General features: G+C 67.8%; 20 protein-coding genes. 12 read left to right on the top strand and 8 right to left on the bottom strand.

Going from position 1 to position 20,445, the window contains the following annotated elements:
- Positions 1-2 precede the first annotated feature (2 nt).
- From ACP690_RS01295 to ACP690_RS01280, 4 genes are all read left to right on the top strand, one after another.
- A complete protein-coding gene (locus ACP690_RS01295) occupies positions 3-509 on the top strand; it encodes a GNAT family N-acetyltransferase (RefSeq protein WP_426259892.1) in 507 nt (168 codons plus the stop codon).
- Between the two features lie 586 nt (positions 510-1,095).
- Positions 1,096-1,908, top strand: coding sequence for a sterol desaturase family protein (locus ACP690_RS01290; protein WP_426260019.1), 813 nt, complete (start codon positions 1,096-1,098; stop codon positions 1,906-1,908).
- Positions 1,877-2,263: a DUF2141 domain-containing protein gene (locus ACP690_RS01285; RefSeq protein ID WP_017980361.1), complete on the top strand. Its 387-nt coding sequence runs from the start codon at positions 1,877-1,879 to the stop codon at positions 2,261-2,263. The genes ACP690_RS01290 and ACP690_RS01285 overlap by 32 nt, the downstream gene beginning before the upstream one ends.
- Positions 2,264-2,330: 67 nt before the next feature.
- Positions 2,331-3,176, top strand: a complete 846-nt coding sequence (locus tag ACP690_RS01280; protein ID WP_043060957.1) for a MipA/OmpV family protein — start codon at positions 2,331-2,333, stop codon at positions 3,174-3,176.
- Positions 3,177-3,353: 177 nt separating this feature from the next.
- Here the strand turns inward: ACP690_RS01280 and ACP690_RS01275 are convergent, their stop codons facing one another.
- Both ACP690_RS01275 and ACP690_RS01270 read right to left on the bottom strand, forming a co-directional pair.
- Positions 3,354-4,094 (bottom strand): anti-sigma factor, encoded by a 741-nt coding sequence (locus ACP690_RS01275; RefSeq protein WP_426259891.1) that lies wholly within the window; start codon positions 4,092-4,094, stop codon positions 3,354-3,356.
- On the bottom strand, positions 4,081-4,674 hold the full coding sequence (locus ACP690_RS01270) for a sigma-70 family RNA polymerase sigma factor (RefSeq protein ID WP_426259890.1): 594 nt from the start codon (positions 4,672-4,674) through the stop codon (positions 4,081-4,083). The genes ACP690_RS01275 and ACP690_RS01270 overlap by 14 nt, the downstream gene beginning before the upstream one ends.
- Before the next feature lie 198 nt (positions 4,675-4,872).
- Here ACP690_RS01270 and ACP690_RS01265 point away from each other — a divergent pair, with 198 nt between their 5' ends.
- The 7 genes from ACP690_RS01265 (at position 4,873) to ACP690_RS01235 (ending at position 13,278) form a co-directional block, all read left to right on the top strand.
- On the top strand, positions 4,873-5,886 hold the full coding sequence (locus tag ACP690_RS01265) for a ferritin-like domain-containing protein (RefSeq protein ID WP_426259889.1): 1,014 nt from the start codon (positions 4,873-4,875) through the stop codon (positions 5,884-5,886).
- Positions 5,887-5,897: 11 nt separating this feature from the next.
- A complete protein-coding gene (locus tag ACP690_RS01260; RefSeq protein WP_244057096.1) occupies positions 5,898-6,950 on the top strand; it encodes a ferritin-like domain-containing protein in 1,053 nt (350 codons plus the stop codon).
- Between the two features lie 698 nt (positions 6,951-7,648).
- Positions 7,649-8,764 carry a ferritin-like domain-containing protein gene (locus ACP690_RS01255; RefSeq protein ID WP_426259888.1) on the top strand — a complete coding sequence of 372 codons (1,116 nt, stop codon included), beginning with the start codon at positions 7,649-7,651 and terminating at the stop codon, positions 8,762-8,764.
- A 41-nt stretch (positions 8,765-8,805) separates the two neighbouring features.
- Positions 8,806-9,828: a ferritin-like domain-containing protein gene (locus ACP690_RS01250; RefSeq protein WP_244057099.1), complete on the top strand. Its 1,023-nt coding sequence runs from the start codon at positions 8,806-8,808 to the stop codon at positions 9,826-9,828.
- Positions 9,829-10,205: 377 nt separating this feature from the next.
- Positions 10,206-12,134 carry a phosphomethylpyrimidine synthase ThiC gene (gene thiC / locus ACP690_RS01245; RefSeq protein ID WP_426259887.1) on the top strand — a complete coding sequence of 643 codons (1,929 nt, stop codon included), beginning with the start codon at positions 10,206-10,208 and terminating at the stop codon, positions 12,132-12,134.
- A gap of 66 nt (positions 12,135-12,200) precedes the next feature.
- Entirely contained in the window at positions 12,201-12,725 is a 525-nt protein-coding gene (locus tag ACP690_RS01240; RefSeq protein ID WP_426255528.1) for a hypothetical protein, read from the top strand.
- Positions 12,715-13,278, top strand: coding sequence for a hypothetical protein (locus ACP690_RS01235; protein ID WP_244057108.1), 564 nt, complete (start codon positions 12,715-12,717; stop codon positions 13,276-13,278). Before ACP690_RS01240 ends, ACP690_RS01235 begins: the two co-directional genes overlap by 11 nt.
- A 16-nt stretch (positions 13,279-13,294) precedes the next feature.
- Here ACP690_RS01235 and ACP690_RS01230 read toward each other — a convergent pair whose 3' ends face one another.
- Both ACP690_RS01230 and ACP690_RS01225 read right to left on the bottom strand, forming a co-directional pair.
- Complete coding sequence (locus ACP690_RS01230; protein WP_426259886.1) at positions 13,295-13,561, bottom strand: Txe/YoeB family addiction module toxin; 267 nt, start codon at positions 13,559-13,561, stop codon at positions 13,295-13,297.
- Positions 13,558-13,833: a type II toxin-antitoxin system Phd/YefM family antitoxin gene (locus ACP690_RS01225; RefSeq protein ID WP_426259885.1), complete on the bottom strand. Its 276-nt coding sequence runs from the start codon at positions 13,831-13,833 to the stop codon at positions 13,558-13,560. Before ACP690_RS01225 ends, ACP690_RS01230 begins: the two co-directional genes overlap by 4 nt.
- A gap of 127 nt (positions 13,834-13,960) precedes the next feature.
- Between ACP690_RS01225 and ACP690_RS01220 the strand changes: the two genes are divergently transcribed.
- Positions 13,961-14,674, top strand: a complete 714-nt coding sequence (locus ACP690_RS01220; protein ID WP_426259884.1) for a hypothetical protein — start codon at positions 13,961-13,963, stop codon at positions 14,672-14,674.
- 247 nt (positions 14,675-14,921) lie between these two features.
- Here ACP690_RS01220 and ung read toward each other — a convergent pair whose 3' ends face one another.
- The 4 genes from ung to pepN all read right to left on the bottom strand — a co-directional run bounded on the left by ung (position 14,922) and on the right by pepN (position 20,403).
- A complete protein-coding gene (gene ung / locus ACP690_RS01215) occupies positions 14,922-15,629 on the bottom strand; it encodes a uracil-DNA glycosylase (RefSeq protein ID WP_426259883.1) in 708 nt (235 codons plus the stop codon).
- A complete protein-coding gene (locus tag ACP690_RS01210; protein WP_426259882.1) occupies positions 15,630-15,959 on the bottom strand; it encodes an alkylphosphonate utilization protein in 330 nt (109 codons plus the stop codon).
- A gap of 51 nt (positions 15,960-16,010) precedes the next feature.
- On the bottom strand, positions 16,011-17,501 hold the full coding sequence (locus ACP690_RS01205) for a S41 family peptidase (RefSeq protein WP_426259881.1): 1,491 nt from the start codon (positions 17,499-17,501) through the stop codon (positions 16,011-16,013).
- 283 nt (positions 17,502-17,784) lie between these two features.
- Positions 17,785-20,403, bottom strand: coding sequence for an aminopeptidase N (gene pepN / locus ACP690_RS01200; RefSeq protein ID WP_426259880.1), 2,619 nt, complete (start codon positions 20,401-20,403; stop codon positions 17,785-17,787).
- Between the last annotated feature and the right edge of the window lie 42 nt (positions 20,404-20,445).

Genomic DNA, 20,445 nt, shown 5'->3' with positions numbered 1-20,445 from the left:
GCATGATCGCCCCCGTCGTCACCACCGACCGGCTGATCCTCACCGGCCACCACCCCGATCACCTCGACGCGCTCGCCGCCCTGTGGGCGGACCCAGCGGTCTATACGATGATCGGCGGCGTGCCCCGCAGCCGCGAAGAGGTGTGGCTGCGCCTGCTCCGCTCGATCGGCCAGTGGCAGGCGTTCGGCTATGGCAGCTGGGTGTTCTGCGCGCCCGACGGCACCGTCCTCGGCGAAGGCGGCCTGATGGAGGCGCGCCGGACGATCGACCCGCCGCTCGCGCTGCCAGAGGCGAACTGGGTCCTCGCCCCCCACGCCCACGGCCGCGGATTCGCGCAGGCGGCGATGACGGCGGCACTCGGCTGGGCCGACGCCCAGGGCATCGCCCGCACCACCTGCATCATCGACCCCGCCAACACCCCCTCGCTCCGCCTGGCGGCCAAGCTCGGCTACACCGCGGCGCGCGACGCCCTGTACAAGGACCGCCCCATCCACATCCTCGAACGCTGATCGACGTCCACCCCCCTCGCGAGACACCGACGCGCCCCCCACCCACTCCGTCACCCCGGACTCGTTCCGGGGTCCACTCCGCGGCGAGGGGGAAGGCTGGAGGCGCAGGCCGTCCCCCCGCGGCCCGGTGGACCCCGGACCAAGTCCGGGGTGACGAAGGAGATGTGGCGGGCTTCGTCACCCACCAAGCCGGGCAACAGCGCAGGCGCAATGCGGCCGACAAGCGCCGCGCCGTCCACGTTGAGTCGCACGAACCCTCGCCCCCCTCCGTCACCTCCGGTTTGGCCGAAAAGTCCTCCCCCGCCAGGGGGAGGTGGCATGCCGCAGGCATGACGGAGGGGGAGGTAAGGGCAGCGCTTCGACAGCCGGAGGCGTTCCTGTCCGCCCCCTCCGTCACCGCCTTCGGCGGCGCCACCGCATCGGGATGAACGGCCGGGGGCCGTTCATCCCGATGCGCCTGGCGGGGGAGGAATGAGCGCTGGGCACCGACTCTCCTTTGGCCCGGTGGCCCCGGAAAGCGTCCGGAGTGACGAACGGATGCGGGCACCCCGTATCCCCCACCCCCACAATCCGCTACACCACCCGCATGCTGCTCGCCGTCACCCTGTCCGCTCTGGCGATGACGCTGATTGTCGGTGTCCGGTATCTGATCGTGTCGGGCGCCTTCGCCGCGGCGACGCGCCTGAAGCACCCCGGCCTCTACCGCGGCCTTGATGCGCAGATGCGCCGCGAGATCGCCTGGAGCCTCGCCTCCGCCGCGATCTACGGCATTCCGGCAGGGGTGCTCGCCTGGGGGTGGAAGGCGCATGGCTGGACCCGCATCTACGACGACATCCACGCGCGGCCGCTCTGGTACGTGCCGCTGTCGGTGGTCGTGTACCTGTTCCTCCACGACACCTGGTTCTACTGGACACATCGCTGGATGCACCGGCCCGCGGTGTTCAAGGCCGCGCATGCCGTCCACCACGCCAGCCGGCCGCCCACCGCCTGGGCGGCGATGGCGTTCCACCCGATCGAGGCGGTGACCGGCGCTGTGGTAATTCCGCTACTGGTGCTGCTGATTCCGATCCACATCGGCGCGCTGGGCTTCGTGCTCGGCCTCATGACCGTTATGGGCGTAACCAATCACATGGGATGGGAGGTTTTCCCGCGGTTCATGTGGGGGGGACCATTGGGGGGCTGGCTCATTACCGCGAGCCATCATCAACGCCATCATGAGCAATACGGGTGCAATTATGGGCTGTATTTCCGCTTCTGGGATCGCCTGTGCGGCACCGACCGGGGGGTCGGGGATTTCGCGCGGGCGCACGCCAAGGCGGCGCGCGCGCACGCTGGCGCTGGCGGGCCTGCTGCCGGCGGCGGTGCTGATGCTGGGCGCCGCGCCGATCGCGCGGCTTGACGTCGGCGTCAGCCAGATGCGCTCGGCCAAGGGAAGCTTGCGCGTTTGCCTGACCGCGGACCCGGACAATTTCCCCGCCTGCGTCGACGATGCCAATGCCGTCACCCGCTCCGTCCCCGCCTCGACGCATGCGCTGCACTTCGACGGGCTGCCGCTCGGCAATTATGCGGTCGCGGTGATTCACGACGAAAACAACAATGCGAAGCTCGACACACTCGCCGGCATCCCGCGCGAAGGCTTCGGCTTCTCGCGCAACCCGCCGATCCGCTTCGGCGCGCCGCGCTTCGCCGCCGCGCGCTTCACGGTGACGAGTGATGCAAATCAGCAACAGATCAGAATGCGCTACATCTTCTAATCGGTTGCTACGGGAAAGATTCCGCAATCGCTGCGTTACGGTCACGTAACAGGTTGGAGCCTTCCCCGTGTCGTTCAAGTATTTGGCCGCGCTCGCCGCGTCCGCCGCGTTCGCCGTACCCGCGTTCGCGCAGGAAACCCCTGCCGAGTTCGACACGAACCGCGACACGATCACCGCGGGCGTCGCCGGCGTGTACCTCAGCGACTATGAAGGCTCGAACGACTATCGCTGGGTGCCTGCGCCCGCCGCGGTCGGATCGGTGAAGGGCTATGCCTTCCTGCTCGCCGGCAACCGCGCCAGCGTCGACCTGATCCGCAACGAACCGGGCCCCGTGTGGGATATCCAAGCCGGCCCGATCGGCGTCGTCAACTTCAATCGCTCCAGCCTCGACAGCATCGACGATCCGCGCGTGAAGGCGCTGGGCAAGGTGAAGACCGCGATCGAACTCGGCGGCTATGTCGGCATCGGCAAGACCGGCGTCATCACCAGCCCGTACGACAAATTGTCGGTCTCGCTGAGCTACCGCCACGACGTTGCCGGCGCGCACGACAGCGGCATCTGGCAGCCGAGCATCAACTATCTCACCCCGCTCAGCACCAAGGCGGCGGTCGGCCTGTTCGCCACCGCCGAACATGCCGGTCGCGGCTATGCGACCAGCTATTTCTCGATCTCACCGACACAGGCGATCGCCAGCGGCCTGCCGACCTACAATGCGCGGGGCGGCTGGAAGAATTATTCGATCGGCGGCCTCGCCACCTATTCGCTGACCGGCAACCTGCTGCACGGGTGGAAGGTCGTCGCCGGCGGCACCTATCGCCGCATGCTCAACGACTTCGGCGACAGCCCGGTGGTCAGCATCGCCGGCTCGCGCAACCAGTGGCTCGGCGCGGTGGGCGTGGCGTACACGTTCTGAGGCTGGAGTAGGTCACGAACCCTCACCCCAATATCCCCGTCACCCCGGACTTGGTCCGGGGTCCACCGGGCCGCACGGAGACGGCAAGAGGCTCAAACCACCCCCCTCGCCGCAGAGTGGACCCCGGAACGAGTCCGGGGTGACGACGTAGGTGGGGCGGCCGTAACGCCCCGCACCTCACCCCGCCAGCTTACCCGCCGCCACCACCGGCCCGGTCGGCAACCCGGTCGGCGATCCGCCCGCCGGCTCGATCGAGATCGCCAGCACCGTATCCGCCGCCATCTCGGCGCGCAGGCCTGCCGGCACGACCACCCGGCCCGCCGCCATCACGCCCAGCGAGCGCGGCGCCGCGCTGCCGCGGATCGCCCACAGCTCGGCCGACCGCCCGGCCGGCACCACCACCGCGCCGCCGATCCGCACCACGCCGGTCTCGCGATCATAAGCCGCGGCGATCGGCGCGCCCTTGCCCTCGCTCGGCGCCAGCGCGGCGAGCAACGGCGCCTGCGCCGCGACCGGCACCGGCACGCGCACGGGTTCGGGCGCCGGTCGCAGCGCCAGCATCACCGTCACCGCGAGCAGCAGGCACGCCGCCAGCCCCGCCGCGATCGCCGCGCCGCGCCATGCGCCGACGCCCGGATTGTCGTTTGCGGCCATCACGCGTCGCCCGCCATCCAGCGCAAAGCCATCCAGTGACGCTTCGATCCGCCGCAGCACCGCCGGCGGCACCGCCACGTCCGCGCCATCGGCGAACAGCGCGGCAAAGCGCGCCTCCCACCAGGCGACCGCCAGCGCGAACGCCGGGTCCGCCGCTACCCGCGCCAGCGCCGCAGTCCGCGCCTCGCCATCCAGCAGCCCCAGCGCCAGTTCGGCCGCGGCGAGGTCGTCGGGCCCGATATCGTCCGGTTCAGCGCTCGCCATCGAGGCATCCCTTCAGCGCCAGCAGCCCGCGCCGCACCCAGCTCTTCATCGTCCCCAGCGGCACCGCCGCCTGCACCGCCAGCTCGGCATAGGTCAGGCCGCCGAAAAAGGCGCGGCGGATCGCCCCGCGCTGCCGTTCCTCCAACCTTTCCAGGCACAGATGCAGCCGCGCCTGCGCCTCTTCAGCCATCAGCACGTCGTCCTGGCGCAGCGCGCCATCGGCCACCGCCTCGGCCTCCTCGATCGGCGCGGTGGCTCGCCCGTGCCGCCGCCGCCAGTCGATCGCCCGGTTGCGCGCGATCGTCGCCAGCCACGAAATCGGACTCGCCCGCCCCGGCTGATACGCGCCCGCGCGCTGCCAGATGGTGATATAGACGTCGTGCAACACGTCCTCCGCGGCCTGCCTGTCGCCGCAGATACGCAGGCAGATGCCGAAAAGCTTCGCGGAGGTCAGCGAATAGACGCGGCGGAAGGCCTCGCGGTCCGCCGCCCCCGTCGCCATCAGCGCCTCGACCAGGCGCGCACGCGCCGCCGCGGCGGGCAGGGGGGGCAGGTCGGCAGGATCGTCGGCGGGCACCACGGGGCGAAGGCTAAGCGGCCGCCGCCGGCCGGGCAAGCCTCCAGCCCGTCATAAGGCGCTGCGCATTATATATTTTTATTGCGCGCATCTTTTTGTCGCCGCCGAACGTACCTGCCGTTGGTCATCCCGATCCAAGCGCATCGCCGCGCCTGAGAGACGTGAGGCTGGCCGGGACAGGTGAGGAAAGGCAGGCTGACGATGACTCAAACGGATCAGCTCATCGAGGCGTTCGACGCCGAAGCGAGGCGCCGCGAAGACCGGCGCGACTTCTTCCGCAACATGATGGGCGCCGCTGCGATGACCGCCGCGGGTGCCGCCAGCCTTTCGCTGGCCACCGCCGCGCAGGCGCAGTCGACCGCGCTGTCGGAAATCGACGTCCTGAACTTCGCGCTCAACCTCGAATATCTCGAAGCGCAATTCTACAGCTATGCCGCTTATGGCACCGGCCTGCCCAACAACCTGCTGACCGGCGGCGTGGGCACGCAGGGCGCCGTCATCACCGGCACCGGCGCCGGCTCGGCACGCAAGGTCAATTTCACCGATCCCGCCATCGCCGCCTATGCGCGCGAAATCGCGGCGGATGAGGTGGCGCACGTCACCTTCCTGCGCACCGCGATCCGTGGCAGCAGCGGCAGCGACGCGCTGATCGCCGCACAGCCGACGATCAGCATCTCTGGATCTTCGGGCGGCGCCTTCGCCGCCGCGGCATCGAGCACCAGCCCGTCGCTCGCCGGCTTCGATCCCTATGCCGACGACAACAGCTTCCTGCTCGCCGCCTACATCTTCGAAGACGTCGGCGTCACCGCCTATAAGGGCGCAGCGGGCGCGCTGATCAACAACAAGACCTATCTCGAGGCGGCCGCCGGCATCCTCGCGGTAGAGGCCTATCACGCCGCGCTGGTCCGCACCGCGCTCTATGCGCGCGGGCTCAACGTCGCGTCGCTGCGCACCGCCGCCGATTCGATCTCGAACCTGCGCGACTCGGTCGATGGCTCTACCGATCTCGACCAGGGCATCTCGCCGACCACCCAGTCGGGGAACCTCGTGTCGAACATCGTGCCGCTCGACAGCAACGGCCTGGCCTTCAGCCGCACGCCCGCGCAGACGCTCAACGTCGTCTACCTGAACCGGTCTGCGGTTTCGTCGGGCGGGTTCTTCCCGGCCGGTATCAACAACGGCAACGCCGCCATCCGCACCAGCGGCGCGAACTGAGGGGACCCGACATGACCAAGGAAGTTTCGGTCCTCGAGATCATCGAGAAGACGACCGCCCGCCGCAACGCGCGCCGCGCCTTCATGAAGACCGCCGTCGGCGGTGCCGCCGCCGTCGGTGGCCTGTCGCTGCTCGCCGCCTGCGGTGACAACAACGATTCGGCGCAGACGCCGGCTCCCACCCCTACGCCGACGCCGACCGCGGTCAGCACCGACGTCGCGGTGCTGAACTTCGCGCTCAACCTCGAATATCTTGAGGCGCAATTCTACAGCTACGCCGCCTTCGGCACCGGCCTCACCGCCGCGCAGCTGACCGGCAGCGGCACGCAGGGCGCGGTCATCACCGGCAGCGGGGCGGGCTTCCCGCGCGCGGTCGACTTCAGCGGCGATCCGCTGATCGGCCAATATGCCCGCGAGATCGCCTATGACGAAATCGCCCACGTCAACTTCCTGCGCGCCGCGCTCGGCACGTCGGTGGTGGCACAACCGGCGATCGACATTTCGGGCACGTCGACCGGCGCCTTCACCGCCGCGGCGCGCGCCGCCGGCGTGGTCGCGTCGGACGGCCTGTTCGATCCGTACGCCAGCCCGACCAACTTCCTGCTCGGCGCCTATATCTTCGAAGATATCGGCGTGACCGCGTACAAGGGCGCCTCGCCGGTCATCTCGTCGATGTACCTCGATGCGGCGGCAGGCATCCTCGCGGCAGAGGCCTATCACGCAGGCCTCGTCCGCACGATCCTGTACACGCGCGGCGTCACCAATGGCGACATCATCACCGCGACGACCAAGATCTCCGACGCGCGCGATCTACTCGACGGCACGACCGGCGGCACCAACGGCGACGACGATCAGGGCATTGCCGGCAGCAATATCGGCAACCTCACGACCGGCATTTCGAACATCGTGCCGACAGACGCGAACGGCATCGCGTACAGCCGGACGAGCCAGCAGGTCCACAATATCGCCTATCTCAACGTCAATGGATCGAACCGCACGCGTGGTGGTTTCTTCCCCAACGGCACCAACAATCCCAATCCCGCCTTCACCGTCGGCCTCGGCTGACGGGTAACACCTCGGGCACCCGCTCCCCCTCCCCCCTTTGGGTGCCCGGCGACCGTCCGTTCCTTCCGTGGACGGGCCGGTCATGGATCCTCCTCCACCTGCCCCCCGGGTGGGGGAGGATTTTCGTTTCAAGATTTGCTCCACCACGGCGGAACGGTCACCCCAGCGCAGACTGGGGTCTTTCGCGGTTGCCAGCGCCCTGATCAAAAGCTTCAAGCCCACGCCAGTATGACGGCCGGAGTCATTCCTCCCCCGCCAGGGGGAGGTGGCGCCGCGAAGCGGTGACGGAGGGGGCGGTAAGAGACACATAGCTTGGTGTTTCCTCCCCCTCCGTCATGCCTCCGGCATGCCACCTCCCCCTGGCGGGGGAGGAATGAGCGTGGGCGCAAGCCCCCTTCGGTCTTGATCCGCGCGATACCCCTTTTCCCTCACCCCAAGGGCGCATAGCCCCCCCTCTGCGTCCTCCGCGCCTCTGCGCGAAATCCGTTCTTCCTTCGCGGCTTCGCGGCTTCGCACGAACCATCGCCGCCGCCGCCCCCTGACGACCGCACCCCGGCCTTCCCCAAAGTTACGAAGACACGCCGAGCCGAGCGCTTTCCCCGCCATGCGGGGTTGACGCGTCCGGCGGGATGCGGAACGGCTGTTGCCATTCTCGGCGGTCCGCCGCCGCCCGCGTGTTTGGGGAGGACCCTGAAGTCATGACCGCCCGTACCGATATCGACAGCGACCGGCTGATCGCCGCCCTCGACGCCCGCGTCGACCGCCGCGAACAGCGCCGCGCCTTCTTCCGCGATGCTTTGGGCGCCATGGCCGTCACCGGGGCGCTGGGTCTCGCCAGCGGCGCGTCCGCCCAGTCGACGCCGACGCCGACACCCACCGCGACCCCGACGCCGACCTATACCGATCAGGATATCCTGAACTTCGCGCTGAACCTCGAATATCTCGAAGCGCAATTCTACGCGTACGCCACCACCGGTGCGGGCATTTCGTCGAGCCTGCTCGGTGGCGCCGGCACGGCGGGGTCGGTGAATGCGACCGGCGCGACCGCCGTGCCCTTCGCCGATCCGATCATCGCCCGCTACGCGCGTGAAATCGCTGCGGACGAGGTCGCGCACGTCACCTTCCTGCGCAATGCCTTGGGCAGCAGCACGGTCGTCGCGCAGCCCGCGCTCGACCTGTCGGTCGGCCCGAACAGCGCCTTCTCCGCCGCCGCGGTCGCCGCGAAGATCATCACCGCCGGCCAGACGTTCAATCCGTATGCGAACGAGGATGCCTTCCTCCTCGCCGCCTTCATCTTCGAAGACGTCGGCGTCACCGCGTACAAGGGCGCCGCGCCGCTGCTCACCAAGACCTATGTCGAGGCTGCGGCCGGCATCATGGCGACCGAGGCCTATCATGCCGCGACGATCCGCGGCGAATTGTACCGCAAGGGCCTCGTCTCGGGGTCGCCGCTGATCGGCTGGGTGCAGGGCATCTCCGACGCGCGCGACAGCCTGGACGGCGCGACCGACATCGATCAGGGCATCACGCCCGGCACCACCACTGCGCCCGCGGGCGGCGTCACCGCTACGCCCACCCCGACGCCGACGCCCACCCCCACGCCGACGCCGACCCCCACCGCAACCGCCTCGCCGACGCCCGCGCCGACCTTCCCGGTGTCGAACATCGTGCCGGCGGACGCGAACGCCGTGGTCTACAGCCGCAGCCCCAATCAGGTGCTCAACATCGTCTATCTCAAAGCCGCGGCGACGAGCGCGGGCGGGTTCTTCCCCGCCGGCCTCAACGGCACGATCAAGGCGGCCACCGCCTCCTGATCGCCGACGCGCTCCAACCGATTTCGCCAGGGACAGACCCGATGACCGATCTTCCGACCGATACCATCCTTTCCGCGATCGCCGATCGCCGTGCCGAACGCCGCGCCTTCCTGCGCTATGCCGGCGGCGCCGCCGCCTCGGCGGGTGCACTCTCGCTGCTCGCCGCCTGCGGTGGCGACACCGGCGGCACCGCGACCCCGACCCCCACGCCCACCGGCAGCCCGACGCCGATCGCCGCGGACGCGGACGTGCTCAACTTCGCGCTCAACCTCGAATATCTCGAGGCGCAATTCTACAGCTGGGCTGCCTTCGGCCAAGGCCTGAACCCCGGCCTCACCACCGGCGTCGGCATCGGCGGCACGGTGACCGGCGGCGCGCAGGTGCCCTTCCAGGATCCGGTCGTCGCGCAATATGCGCGCGAGATCGCCAATGACGAAATCGCCCACGTCACCTTCCTGCGCACCGCTCTGGGCGCCGGGGCGAACGGCGTCGGCGCGGCGGTGGCGATGCCGGCGATCAACATCTCGGGCGACGCCAACGGTGCCTTCACCGCCGCCGCCCGCGCGGCCGGCGTGGTCGGCGCCAGCGGCACGTTCAACCCCTATGCCGACGACATCAGCTTCCTGCTCGGCGCGTACCTGTTCGAAGACGTCGGCGTCAGCGCGTACAAGGGCGCCGCGCCCGCGATCGGCAACAAGGTGTATCTGGAGGCCGCCGCTGGCATCCTCGCCGCCGAAAGCTATCACGCCGGCCTCATCCGCTCGGTCCTGTACCGCAAGGGCATCGACGCCTCGTCGATCCTCTACAACCCGGCGATCCTCAACAACGCACGCCTCATCTCCGACGCGCGCGACAGCCTGGACGGCGCCAGCGACACCGATCAGGGCATCGGCGACACCACCACCGCCAACATCGTGCCGACCGATTCGAACGGCATCGTCTACAGCCGCTCGACCGGCCAGGTGCTCAACATCGTCTTCCTCAACAAGGCGGCGGTAACGGCGGGCGGCTTCTTCCCCAACGGCATCAACGGCAACATCCGCACCAGCGCTGCCAGCGGCTAACCCCAACAAGTCCTCCCCCGCCAGGGGGAGGTGGCAGCGAAGCTGACGGAGGGGGAGGACGGCGGCGTACTCTGTTAAAGCAGACGACGCCGCCGACCTCCCCCTCCACCATTCGGCTGACGCCGAACGGTCCCCCTCCCCCTGGCGGGGGAGGAATAGGATGGCGCCCTTCCGAAAAAGCGCGTAAACCCCTGTCATCCCCGGGGGAGCGCTACCGGGTTCCCATCAAAGTAATACTTTGATGGGGTCCCTATCGGCGCTTGAGAGGCGGCCACGAGGCCGCGACCCGCTGAACCTGATCCGGTTAAGACCGGCGGAGGGAGGGAGCGGTCTACACCAGTACACCGCCCGCTCTCCGTATTTGGAGAGCAAGACCCATGGCTGACATCCCCGCCCGCACCGAAATCCCCCTCGCGGGCAGCGCCATCGGCGTCACCACCGGGCCCATCCGCGGCTCGAAGAAAGTCCACGTCGGCCCGCTCAACGTCGCGATGCGCGAAATCCACCTCGACCCGTCGTCGGGCGAGCCCCCCGTCCGCGTCTACGACACCTCCGGCCCCTATACCGACCCCAACGCCCGCATCGACATCATGGCCGGCCTGCCGCAGCTGCGCCGCCAGTGGATCGATGCCCGCGGCGACACCGAGGCGTACGATGGCCGCGCCATCCGCCCCGAAGACAACGGCCAGCTCGGCCCCGACCGGTCCGGCGGCGTCCCCCAATTCCCGCACACCGGGCGCAAGCCGCTCCGCGCCAAGGCCGGCGGCAACCTCAGTCAGATGCACTATGCCCGCCGCGGCATCATCACGCCCGAAATGGAGTACGTCGCCACCCGCGAAAACCTCGGCCGCGAACGTCTGCGCGAATACGCCCGCGACGGCGAAAGCTTCGGCGCCGCCATCCCCGATTACGTGACGCCCGAATTCGTCCGTGACGAGGTCGCCCGCGGCCGCGCGATCATCCCCAACAACGTCAACCACCCCGAATCCGAACCGATGGCGATCGGCCGCAACTTCCTCGTGAAGATCAACGCCAACATCGGCAACAGCGCGGTCGCCAGCAACGTCGCCAGCGAAGTCGACAAGCTCGTCTGGTCGATCCGCTGGGGCGCGGACACGGTCATGGACTTGTCGACGGGCCGCAACATCCACGACACGCGCGAATGGATCATCCGCAACAGCCCCGTGCCGATCGGCACCGTGCCGATCTACCAGGCCTTGGAAAAGGTCGGTGGCATCGCCGAGGACCTGACGTGGGAGATCTTCCGCGACACGCTGATCGAACAGGCCGAACAGGGCGTCGACTATTTCACCATCCACGCCGGCGTCCGCCTGCCCTACATCCCGATGACCGCCAAGCGCGTCACCGGCATCGTCAGCCGCGGCGGCAGCATCATGGCGAAATGGTGCCTCGCGCATCACAAGGAATCGTTCCTCTACGAACGCTTCGACGAGATCACCGAGATCATGAAGGCGTATGACATCGCCTACAGCCTCGGCGATGGCCTGCGCCCCGGATCGATCGCCGACGCCAACGACGAAGCGCAGTTCAGCGAGCTCTACACGCTTGGCGAGCTGACCCACCGCGCCTGGGCGCAGGACGTTCAGGTCATGATCGAAGGCCCCGGCCACGTGCCGATGCACAAGATCAAGGCGAACATGGACAAGCAGCTCGAAGCGTGCGGCGAAGCCCCCTTCTACACATTGGGGCCGCTCACCACCGACATCGCGCCCGGCTACGACCATATCACCAGCGGCATCGGCGCTGCGATGATCGGCTGGTACGGCACCGCAATGCTCTGCTACGTCACGCCCAAGGAGCACCTCGGCCTGCCCGACCGCGACGATGTGAAGGTCGGCGTGGTGACGTACAAGCTCGCCGCCCACGCCGCCGACCTCGCCAAGGGTCACCCCGCCGCCCAGGTCCGCGACGACGCCCTCAGCCGCGCGAGGTTCGAGTTCCGCTGGCGCGACCAGTTCAACCTGAGCCTCGACCCCGAAACGGCCGAGCAATACCACGACCAGACGCTCCCGGCGGAAGGCGCCAAGACCGCCCACTTCTGCTCGATGTGCGGCCCCAAATTCTGCAGCATGAAGATCACGCAGGAAGTCCGCGACTTCGCCGCGAAGCAGAATGCCGGCATCGACACCTTCCTCAATTCCTCCCCGCTCCGCGGGGAGGGGGACCATGCGCAGCATGGTGGAGGGGCAGCCCCAAGCGAAACGGACGCCGAAGCCGGCATGGCGGAAATGAGCGAGAAGTTCCGCGAGAAGGGCAGCGAGGTGTATCTGCCGGCGGCGGAGTGAACCCACCACCACGCCGGCGAGGTCCCGCCGTTTCGGAGTAATCTCCGCTGGTCGCCGCTCGGGCGCTTGGCCATCGTTGCTGCGATGGCGAGCGGCGTGACGATAAACGGTGTTGGTTGGCGGGATGCGGCGATCCTGGCCGTGGCGGTGATCGTGGTCCAGGCGGGCGTCTATGCCGGTGTGGCATGGATGATCCCCAACCTCGCCGCGCGCGGGCAGTTCGGCGATGCGTTTGGGGTCACGAACGCGTTGTTCTCAGGCCTGGCCGTCGCGGGACTGATCTGCACGTTAATCCTGCAGCAGGTCCAAATGCGCTCACAGCGCGCTGAGTCCGATAGCATCCGGACCGAGGCTGCAGCGACGCTCGCCGTCCAGCAGCGCTCGACGCATCTCAACGCGCTGACATTCCTGATGGGATATTACGATGACCGGCTCGCGCATCTGGCGGACCGGAATGCCGCCGGCCCGGCCGGAGCCGAGCTACTCCGAGAACGCAATACATACGCGGCACGGCGGGCGGAGTTGGAGCGCATCATTGCCGGCCTGCACGGCGTCGTTGTAGCCGGCTTGGGAGAGCAGCATGTACGGTAACGTCCTCACCAACCGGCAGATCAGCCGTTTGCACAGCGAGCGGCTGTTACAGATCAGACCCTTCACGCCCGACGCACTCAAGGAAGCGGCCTACACGCTGAACCCCGGTCGAATTTTGCGGATGAATCGGGCGGGCCGCTGGAGCGTCGTGCATTCGCTGCTGGAAGACGGGCCAACATTCGAACTCGCGGCCCATGAATATGTCATTGTCGAACCGTCGCAGAGCGTCATGATCACCGTCGAAGGCATTATCGGCGCCTTCATCCAGACGTCGACCAACGTCGAAGAGGGGTTGCTGGTCGTCGCTGGCCAAGTCGACAGCAAATACGGGACGCGCGGCGAGGCGTTGCGGTTCGGTGTTAAGAACCTGTTCGACCGGTCGAACACGATCTCGCTACAAACGCGCCTTGTCCATCTTCAGCTCATCGATCTGCGAGGCAGCACGTCCGATCCGGTAACGTTGACGCGGCAGCAGGAGCGGGTTTGGGACGCCCGGCGCGACAAGAAACTTGAGCGCGACGACTCAGATGGGCCTTTACCGCCGGAGGCGTAATGGCCATCAAGACTTATCAATAATGATAACGGCACTGCGCCACTTGCAGCACCTGCTCCTCGCCGCTGCCCGCGACGCGATACACCAGCCGATGCTCGGAGTTGATCCGGCGCGACCACCAGCCTGACAGATTACCGCCGAGCGGCTCGGGCTTGCCCGTCCCCTTGAACGGGTGACGCCGGCATTCCTCGATCAGCGCGTTGATCTTGTCGGTCGTCTTCGGATCGCTGTCCTGCCACTGACGGTAGTCGTCCCACGCCGTCGGCCAGAACGACACCCTCACGGAAACGCGACGCCTTCCTCACCCGCTTCGAACCCACGCACCGCCTGCAGCAAGCGCTCGGCGTTCTTCGGTGAGCGCAACAGGTACAGCGTCTCCTCGATCGACGCCCATTCGCTTTCGGAAATCAGCACCGCGCCCTCGCCGCGCTGGCGCGTGATGGCCAGCGGCGCACGGTCGGCGACGACCTTGTCGATCATCGCCTTCAGGTTTTCACGCGCTTCAGAATAGCTGACGGCCTGCATGACAGCGAAGATGGACAACGACTTGTCCAATGTCAATCACCCGCCGCAATACGACAGCCTTCACCCCATAGGACGCCTCCGCCCCACACCCCGCAGAAAACCGCGCCTTTCCCCCACCCCCTGTCCTACACGCGCAAAACCTGCCCAATGGCGACGCATGTCTCATGCACCCCATCGTTCGCCCCGCCGCCGCAAGGCCGCGCCCCGTAACCCGCTCGATTTCGACACTGTCGAACTGCGCCATCGCCACGATGGCTGGACGCCGCAGCGGCAGGTCGATTTCATCCGCGCGCTCGCCGAATGCGGCTGCGTCGACAGTGCGTGTAAGCGCGTCGGGATCAGCACCAGCGCGGCCTATGCGCTGCGCGCGCGCACCGATGCGCAGAGCTTCCGCTTCGCCTGGGATGCCGCGCTCGACCAGGCGATCCAGCGCCTGTCCGACGCCGCCTTTTCCCGCGCGATCCACGGTGTCGCCACGCCGATCTTCTACAAGGGCGAACAGATCGGCGAACGCCGCCGCTATGACGAAAAGCTGACGATGTTCCTGCTGCGCTACCGCGATCCCGTCCGCTACGGCGCGTGGATGGACACGGTGCGCGCCGAGCGTTCGCCCGATGCCGCGACGCTCTGCCTCAACCGCGTGATCGATCAGGTCGAGGCGGACGCCTATGCGCGCGAGGCCGGCGATCCGCTGCCGAAACCCTTCGTCCGCTACCAGCCGCCGCGCTTCGTGTCGGAGGCGGAGCAGGATGCGATCGAGGAGCGGGCCGCGGCGGCGCGTGAAGAGGCGGCGCACCGCGCCGAGCTGCGCGCCAGCGACGAAGCGTGGGAGCGCGACCTCGCGGCGATGGGCGACGCCGGCTCGGCGTGATTCCGGACGATGACGTACCGTCCACTTCGTCCACTTCCGCGCGCAATCGGCCCGAGGAAACCGCCTGCCCCCATCCCGTTCGCCTTGGTAAGCAGGTCGCCGAGCCTCCCAGGATCGGCTGAAACCATCCGGGGGATGGCTTCACCTGCTCACGGTCGAAGGGCGGGTCCGCCCCCAGCGTTACGCTTGCGGACAAGCACCCTTCGACAGGCTCAGGGTGAACGGAAGGACGCGGCCATGCCTTGCCTCACACCGCCGGCAACGCCCAATCCACCGGCCCGCGGCCGTGCGCGGTCAGGAAGGCATTCGCCTGGCTGAATGGCTTGCTGCCGAACCAGCCGGTATACGCCGACAGCGGCGACGGGTGCGGCGCTCGCAGCACCAGATGCCGCCCGCCGTGCGCCACGTCGGTGACGAACGCCGCCTTCTTCTGCGCATGCGCGCCCCACAGCAGGAACACGACCGGCTCCGGCTTGGCCGCGACCGCGCGGATCACCGCATCGGTGAACGCCTCCCACCCCCGGCCGGCATGCGCCGCGGCACGCCCCTGTTCGACGGTCAGCACGCTGTTGAGCAGCAGCACGCCCGCCCTCGCCCAGCGCTCCAGATGCCCGTGGCCCGGCGGAGAAACGCCCAGATCGTCGTGCAATTCCTTGAAGATGTTGCGCAGCGACGGCGGCACCTTCACCCCCGGCTGCACCGAAAAGCTCAGGCCATGCGCCTGCCCCGGCCCATGGTACGGGTCCTGCCCCAGGATCACGACCTTCACCGCGTCGAGCGGCGTCAGCTCCAGCGCCCGAAACCAGTCGTTCGGCGGCGGCAGGATGGCCTTCCCCGCCGCCTCTTCCGCGGTCAGGAAGCGGCGCAGCTCCGCCATCGCCTCACCCGCCAGCACCGGGTCGAGCGCTGCACGCCAGCTCGGGTCCAGCCGCCGGCCGATGTCCGCCACGTCCATTCAGCGCTTCCGCACGAACTCGGCGCGCAGCACCAGCCCCTTGATCCCGTCGAACTTGCAGTCGATCTCCTGCGCATCGCCGGTCAATCGGATGCTCTTGATCAGCGTGCCGCGCTTCAGCGTCTGGCCCGCGCCCTTGACGGTCAGGTCCTTGATCAGCGTCACCTGGTCGCCATCGGCCAGCAAATTGCCGACCGCGTCGCGCACCGCGACGGCGCTGTCGCCGCCACCGACCGCGCCACCGGACGCGGCCGCCTTCGCCGCCGCGTCGCTGGCGCTGATCCACTCACCACTCGCCTCGTCGTACACGAAGCTGTCGTCGTCCTGCATGTCACCCCCGATGTTGGTCGAGGGTGGCCATATCGGCAAAAGCGCGCGGCGTCAGTACAGCCCCGGCACCTCGCGCTGCGCCGGCGTACGGCGTTCGACCGGCGGCATCAGCGCCTCGCGCTCGGGCACGTCGGTCAGCAGCGAGCTGCGCGTCGCCATCGGGCCGGTTCCGCTACCCGCATTCGCGCTCGCGCTCGCCGAGGCGGAAATGCGCGTGCAGCTCTTGCCCTGCAGGAAGTCGAGCGCCGCCCGTGTCGAAGCCTCGCGCGCATCGCCCATCGGATACGAAATGTCGTCGCCCGCCTGGCAGGTCGACACCATCGTGCTGGCGAGGCCGTTATAATAGGCCCCCTGCCGCGCCGCATTCTGCAACGCGAAGGCGATCACGCGCAGCCGGTCGTCGCACGACTTCTGGTCCAGCGCGATCTGCCCCACCGGCTTGCCATAGGTGTTGCCGCCGATCAGCCCGTCGTTGGCGCCCAGATAGGGGACGAAGGCATTGATGACGAATTCGCTCGCCGATGCCGTGCTACCCGTGCCGATGAAGGCGATCTTGGTCGCCGCGATCGCGTTCGGCTCGGACTGGAACAGATAGGTCGTGTTCTCCGACGCCTTTTCCGGACGGAAGCTCATGTAGCTCATCACGTCGGTCGTCGCGCGGTTGCCACCCAACAGGTTGCTCATGACGACCGCAGTGTCGATAAGGCCACCGCCATTATAGCGCAGGTCGACGACGACGTTGGTGATGCCCGCCGCCTTGAACTGGGCGAAGGCGCTGCGCAGCTGGTCGTTCGCCGTGGTGATGAAGGTGCGCAGGTTCACGTAACCGTAGCGCTGGCCGTTGTCGGTGATGATCTTGACGCCGTACCGGTTGGACACCGGGCTGAGCGTGAAGTCGGTCTTCGTCACCGCCACGGTCCGCGTGCCGCTGGCGTCACGAATCTGGAAATAGCGCTGCGTACCGGTCGTGCTCGGCCCCAGCGAATCGCTCAGCGCGCTGCCGCCGGCATTGTACAGGCTGCTGACGGTCTGCAAATTGCTCGACGACGTGCCGATCGCCAGGATTTCCGCGCCACGATCGATCCCGGCGTTGAGCGCCGGCGCGCTCTCATAGGCTTCGGTGACGTACAGCCGCCCGGTCGAATCGAGCCCCAGCCGCCAGCCGAAACCCGCGCTGGACCCTTGGCTGTAATAGGCGTTTTCCTGCTGGATCGACGTCAGATAGGTGAAATACCGATCCTTGCGCTGCGACCGCGCCGTCGCGGTCAGCGCATCCAGATAATCGTCGACGTTGGTGTAGCCGCTCGGATCCAGGCTGTTCGGCAGGGTATCGTAGAACAGATACCATTCCTTCATCTGCGCCGCGACCCAATCCTGGCGGCTGCGCAGCGAACACCCATTGCTGGCCGTGGGGGTCGGTGTCGCCGTGGACGTCGGAGTCGGCGTGCTGCCCGTCGCCCCGCCGCCGCCCGAACCGCCGTCACCACAGCCCGACAACAGCGCCGCCAGCGCCAGAATCCCAACCCCACGCCGTACGCTCACACGTCTTCTCCCACCCCGAGACCTGTGCAGCCTATGCTTGCGCCGAAAGACACGCAACATGGATCGCAGTAACAAGCGAATTAATCTGGATCAGCGTCCTGTCTTGCCGCGGCAGTACGTCGGCGGCACATCTTCGCCGGTTGTTAACGGCAAGGACATCGGCACGCCCAGCCGAAGTATTCGGCGTCGGCAAACCTTTACACCGATCGGCGCGCGACTCCCCGATCGGCGGATCGCCACCGGCTCTCGGCGTCCGGTCCCCCTTGCCGTGATGGCCGCCCGATCACCCCAGGCTCTTCGAGGCCTGCTCGAACAGGTCACGCGACAGGCCGGGGACCGCGACGATCCGCTCCAGCGCGGCGCGCATCGCCGCCGACCGGGTCGAATCGAAGCGCCGCCAGCGCCCCAGCGGCGGCAACAGCTTCGCCGCGGTCTGCGGGTTCAGCTTGTCGAGCTGGATCAGCTGTTCGGCGAGGAAGCGATACCCCGATCCATCCGCCGCATTGAACGCGCGCTGGTTCGCCCCGAACGCCCCGATCAGCGAGCGGGCGCGATTGGGGTTGGCGAGCGTAAAATCGGGATGTCGCGCCAGATCTTCGACCAGCCGCCCGGTATCGTCACGGCTGGCGAGCGCCTGCGTCTGGAACCATTTGTCGATGACCAGGCTGTTGCCGGCATAGCGGTTGTAGAAGATGTCGAGCGCCGCCTCGCGCTCGTCCGAATAACCGCTCGCCAGCGTCGTCAGCGCACCCTGCCGATCAGTCATGTTGTCGGCGCGCTCGAACTGGTGGAAGGCAAGGCTCGCCGCATCCCCCGCACCGCTCGCGGCGATATAGCCCAGCGCCACATTGTGCAGCCGGCGCAACCCCTTGGCGACCGGCGTATAGGCATAGGCGTCGCGCGGACCCGCCTCATAGGCATGCCGCCACACATCGGCGAGTTCGGTGCCGAGCGCCCGGCGCAGGCTTTCGCGCGCCGCGAAGATCGCATCGGGATCGACCAGCGCCAGCTGGTCGCCGATGAAGCTTTCCGACGGCAGCAGCACCGCTTCAGCGATGAAGGCGGGATCGAGATCGCGATTGCCCAGCGTATCGGCGACCGCGGCAATCACCGCACCATGGTCCGCCCGCCCCTCGACCGCACCCGCCACCAACGTATCCAGCATCAGCTGCTGCATCGCCTCGTAGCGGGCGAACGGATCGTCATCATGCCCGCTGAGGAAGGCGAGATCGGCCGCGCTGCGGTCGCTTTCGACGATCACCGGCGCCGAAAAGCCGCGGTTGATCGACAGGACGGGGCGTTCGGTAACGCCGTCGAACACGATCGTGCTCGCCGCCGCGTCCAGCAGCACCAGCCGCTCCGGCCCGATCGGCTGGCCCGTCTCCGCGCCGAACAGGCGGATTTTGAGCGGCAGCACCATCGGCTGCTTCGTCTCCTGCCCCGGCGTTGCGGGGACGTGCTGGGCGAGGCGCAGCGTGGCACGGCCCTCGCCCGCCTCATGGCCCAGGCTGGCGGCGACACGCGGCGTGCCGGCCTGGCTGTACCACAAGCGGAATTGCGTCAGGTCGATGCCGCTCGCCTCTTCCATGCAGGCGACGAAATCCTCGCACGTCGCCGCCGTCCCGTCGAAGCGGCTGAAATACAGGTCGGTCGCGGCGCGGAACGCCTGGGGGCCCAGGATCGTCGCCATCATGCGGATCAGCTCGGCGCCCTTGTTGTAGATGGTCGCCGTGTAGAAGTTGCTGATCTCGAGGTAGCTTTCGGGACGCACCGGATGCGCGAGCGGGCCGGCGTCCTCGGGGAACTGCGCTGCGCGCAGGCCGCGCACGTCCTCGATCCGTTTGACCGCCGCCGAACCCTGGTCCGCCGAAAAGCCCTGGTCGCGGTATACGGTGAAGCCTTCCTTCAGCGACAGCTGGAACCAGTCGCGGCAGGTGATGCGGTTGCCCGACCAATTGTGGAAATATTCGTGCGCCACCACTGCGGCGATCGCGTCGTAATCGTAATCGGTGGCCGTGTCGGGATCGGCGAGGATGTAGCGGCTGTTGAAGATGTTCAGCCCCTTGTTCTCCATCGCACCGAAGTTGAAATCGTCGACCGCGACGATGTTGAACACGTCGAGGTCGTATTCGCGGCCATAGACGCGTTCGTCCCACGCCATCGACAGCTTCAGCGCGTGGAGCGCATGATGCGTCTTGTCGATATCGGCGGCGCGGACCCAGATGCCCAGCGCGACCTCGCGGCCCGATTGCGTGACGAAGCTACCGCGATTGACCGCCAGATTCCCTGCGACGATCGCGAACAGATAGCTGGGTTTGGGGAAGGGATCGTTCCACTCCGCCCAATGCCGCCCATCCTCCAGATCGCCGCTCTCGATGGGATCGCCATTGGCGAGCAGCACCGGATAGCGCGCCTTATCCGCCACCAGTCGCACGCTGTAGCGGCTCAGCACGTCGGGACGGTCGGGGAAATAGGTGATCCGCCGAAAGCCTTCCGCCTCGCATTGCGTACACAGGATGCCGCCGCTGGCGTACAGGCCCATCAGCTGCGTGTTGCGTTCGGGGGCGATCTCCACCTCGGTCTCGACTGTATGCGCGTCGCTGGGCAGCGGCACGACCAGTTGCTCGCCTTCGATCCGCCAGTCGCGCACCGCGACGCCGTCCACTCGCACAGCGAGCAATTCCTGCCCCGCCCCGTCGAGCCGCAGCGGCTGGCCCGCACCACCATCGGGATTGCGCGTCACCGACAGCGTCGCCGTAACCCGCGTCGCGGCGGCATCCAGATCGAACACCAGCCGCGTTTCGGGCACGGCCCAGGCCGGCGGCCGGTAATCGTGCCGACTGATCGCCGTGGCGGGCGCGGAGACGGCGGGCTGGGCGATGCTGTTGGAAACGTCGAGCATGAGTCCTTTATAGGAGCCCCCACGCCCCCCGCCAGCCATCGC

Source organism: Sphingomonas sp. DC4900, from assembly GCF_049896485.1.
GTDB classification, from domain to species: Bacteria; Pseudomonadota; Alphaproteobacteria; order Sphingomonadales; family Sphingomonadaceae; genus Sphingomonas; species Sphingomonas aquatilis.
The sequence above is the reverse complement of the archived record's forward strand: the minus strand, read 5'-3'. Positions and strand labels throughout refer to the sequence as shown.

What these genes read in the sequence shown, in the direction of transcription:
- ACP690_RS01210 (WP_426259882.1), bottom strand. Translation starts at nt 15,959, where the DNA reads ATGCAGGACGACGACAGCTTCGTGTACGACGAGGCGAGTGGTGAGTGG.
- ACP690_RS01285 (WP_017980361.1), top strand. Translation starts at nt 1,877, where the DNA reads ATGCTGGGCGCCGCGCCGATCGCGCGGCTTGACGTCGGCGTCAGCCAG.
- ung (WP_426259883.1), bottom strand. Translation starts at nt 15,629, where the DNA reads ATGGACGTGGCGGACATCGGCCGGCGGCTGGACCCGAGCTGGCGTGCA.
- ACP690_RS01235 (WP_244057108.1), top strand. Translation starts at nt 12,715, where the DNA reads ATGTACGGTAACGTCCTCACCAACCGGCAGATCAGCCGTTTGCACAGC.
- thiC (WP_426259887.1), top strand. Translation starts at nt 10,206, where the DNA reads ATGGCTGACATCCCCGCCCGCACCGAAATCCCCCTCGCGGGCAGCGCC.
- ACP690_RS01265 (WP_426259889.1), top strand. Translation starts at nt 4,873, where the DNA reads ATGACTCAAACGGATCAGCTCATCGAGGCGTTCGACGCCGAAGCGAGG.
- ACP690_RS01290 (WP_426260019.1), top strand. Translation starts at nt 1,096, where the DNA reads ATGCTGCTCGCCGTCACCCTGTCCGCTCTGGCGATGACGCTGATTGTC.
- ACP690_RS01275 (WP_426259891.1), bottom strand. Translation starts at nt 4,094, where the DNA reads ATGGCGAGCGCTGAACCGGACGATATCGGGCCCGACGACCTCGCCGCG.
- ACP690_RS01260 (WP_244057096.1), top strand. Translation starts at nt 5,898, where the DNA reads ATGACCAAGGAAGTTTCGGTCCTCGAGATCATCGAGAAGACGACCGCC.
- ACP690_RS01295 (WP_426259892.1), top strand. Translation starts at nt 3, where the DNA reads ATGATCGCCCCCGTCGTCACCACCGACCGGCTGATCCTCACCGGCCAC.
- pepN (WP_426259880.1), bottom strand. Translation starts at nt 20,403, where the DNA reads ATGCTCGACGTTTCCAACAGCATCGCCCAGCCCGCCGTCTCCGCGCCC.
- ACP690_RS01250 (WP_244057099.1), top strand. Translation starts at nt 8,806, where the DNA reads ATGACCGATCTTCCGACCGATACCATCCTTTCCGCGATCGCCGATCGC.
- ACP690_RS01255 (WP_426259888.1), top strand. Translation starts at nt 7,649, where the DNA reads ATGACCGCCCGTACCGATATCGACAGCGACCGGCTGATCGCCGCCCTC.
- ACP690_RS01220 (WP_426259884.1), top strand. Translation starts at nt 13,961, where the DNA reads ATGTCTCATGCACCCCATCGTTCGCCCCGCCGCCGCAAGGCCGCGCCC.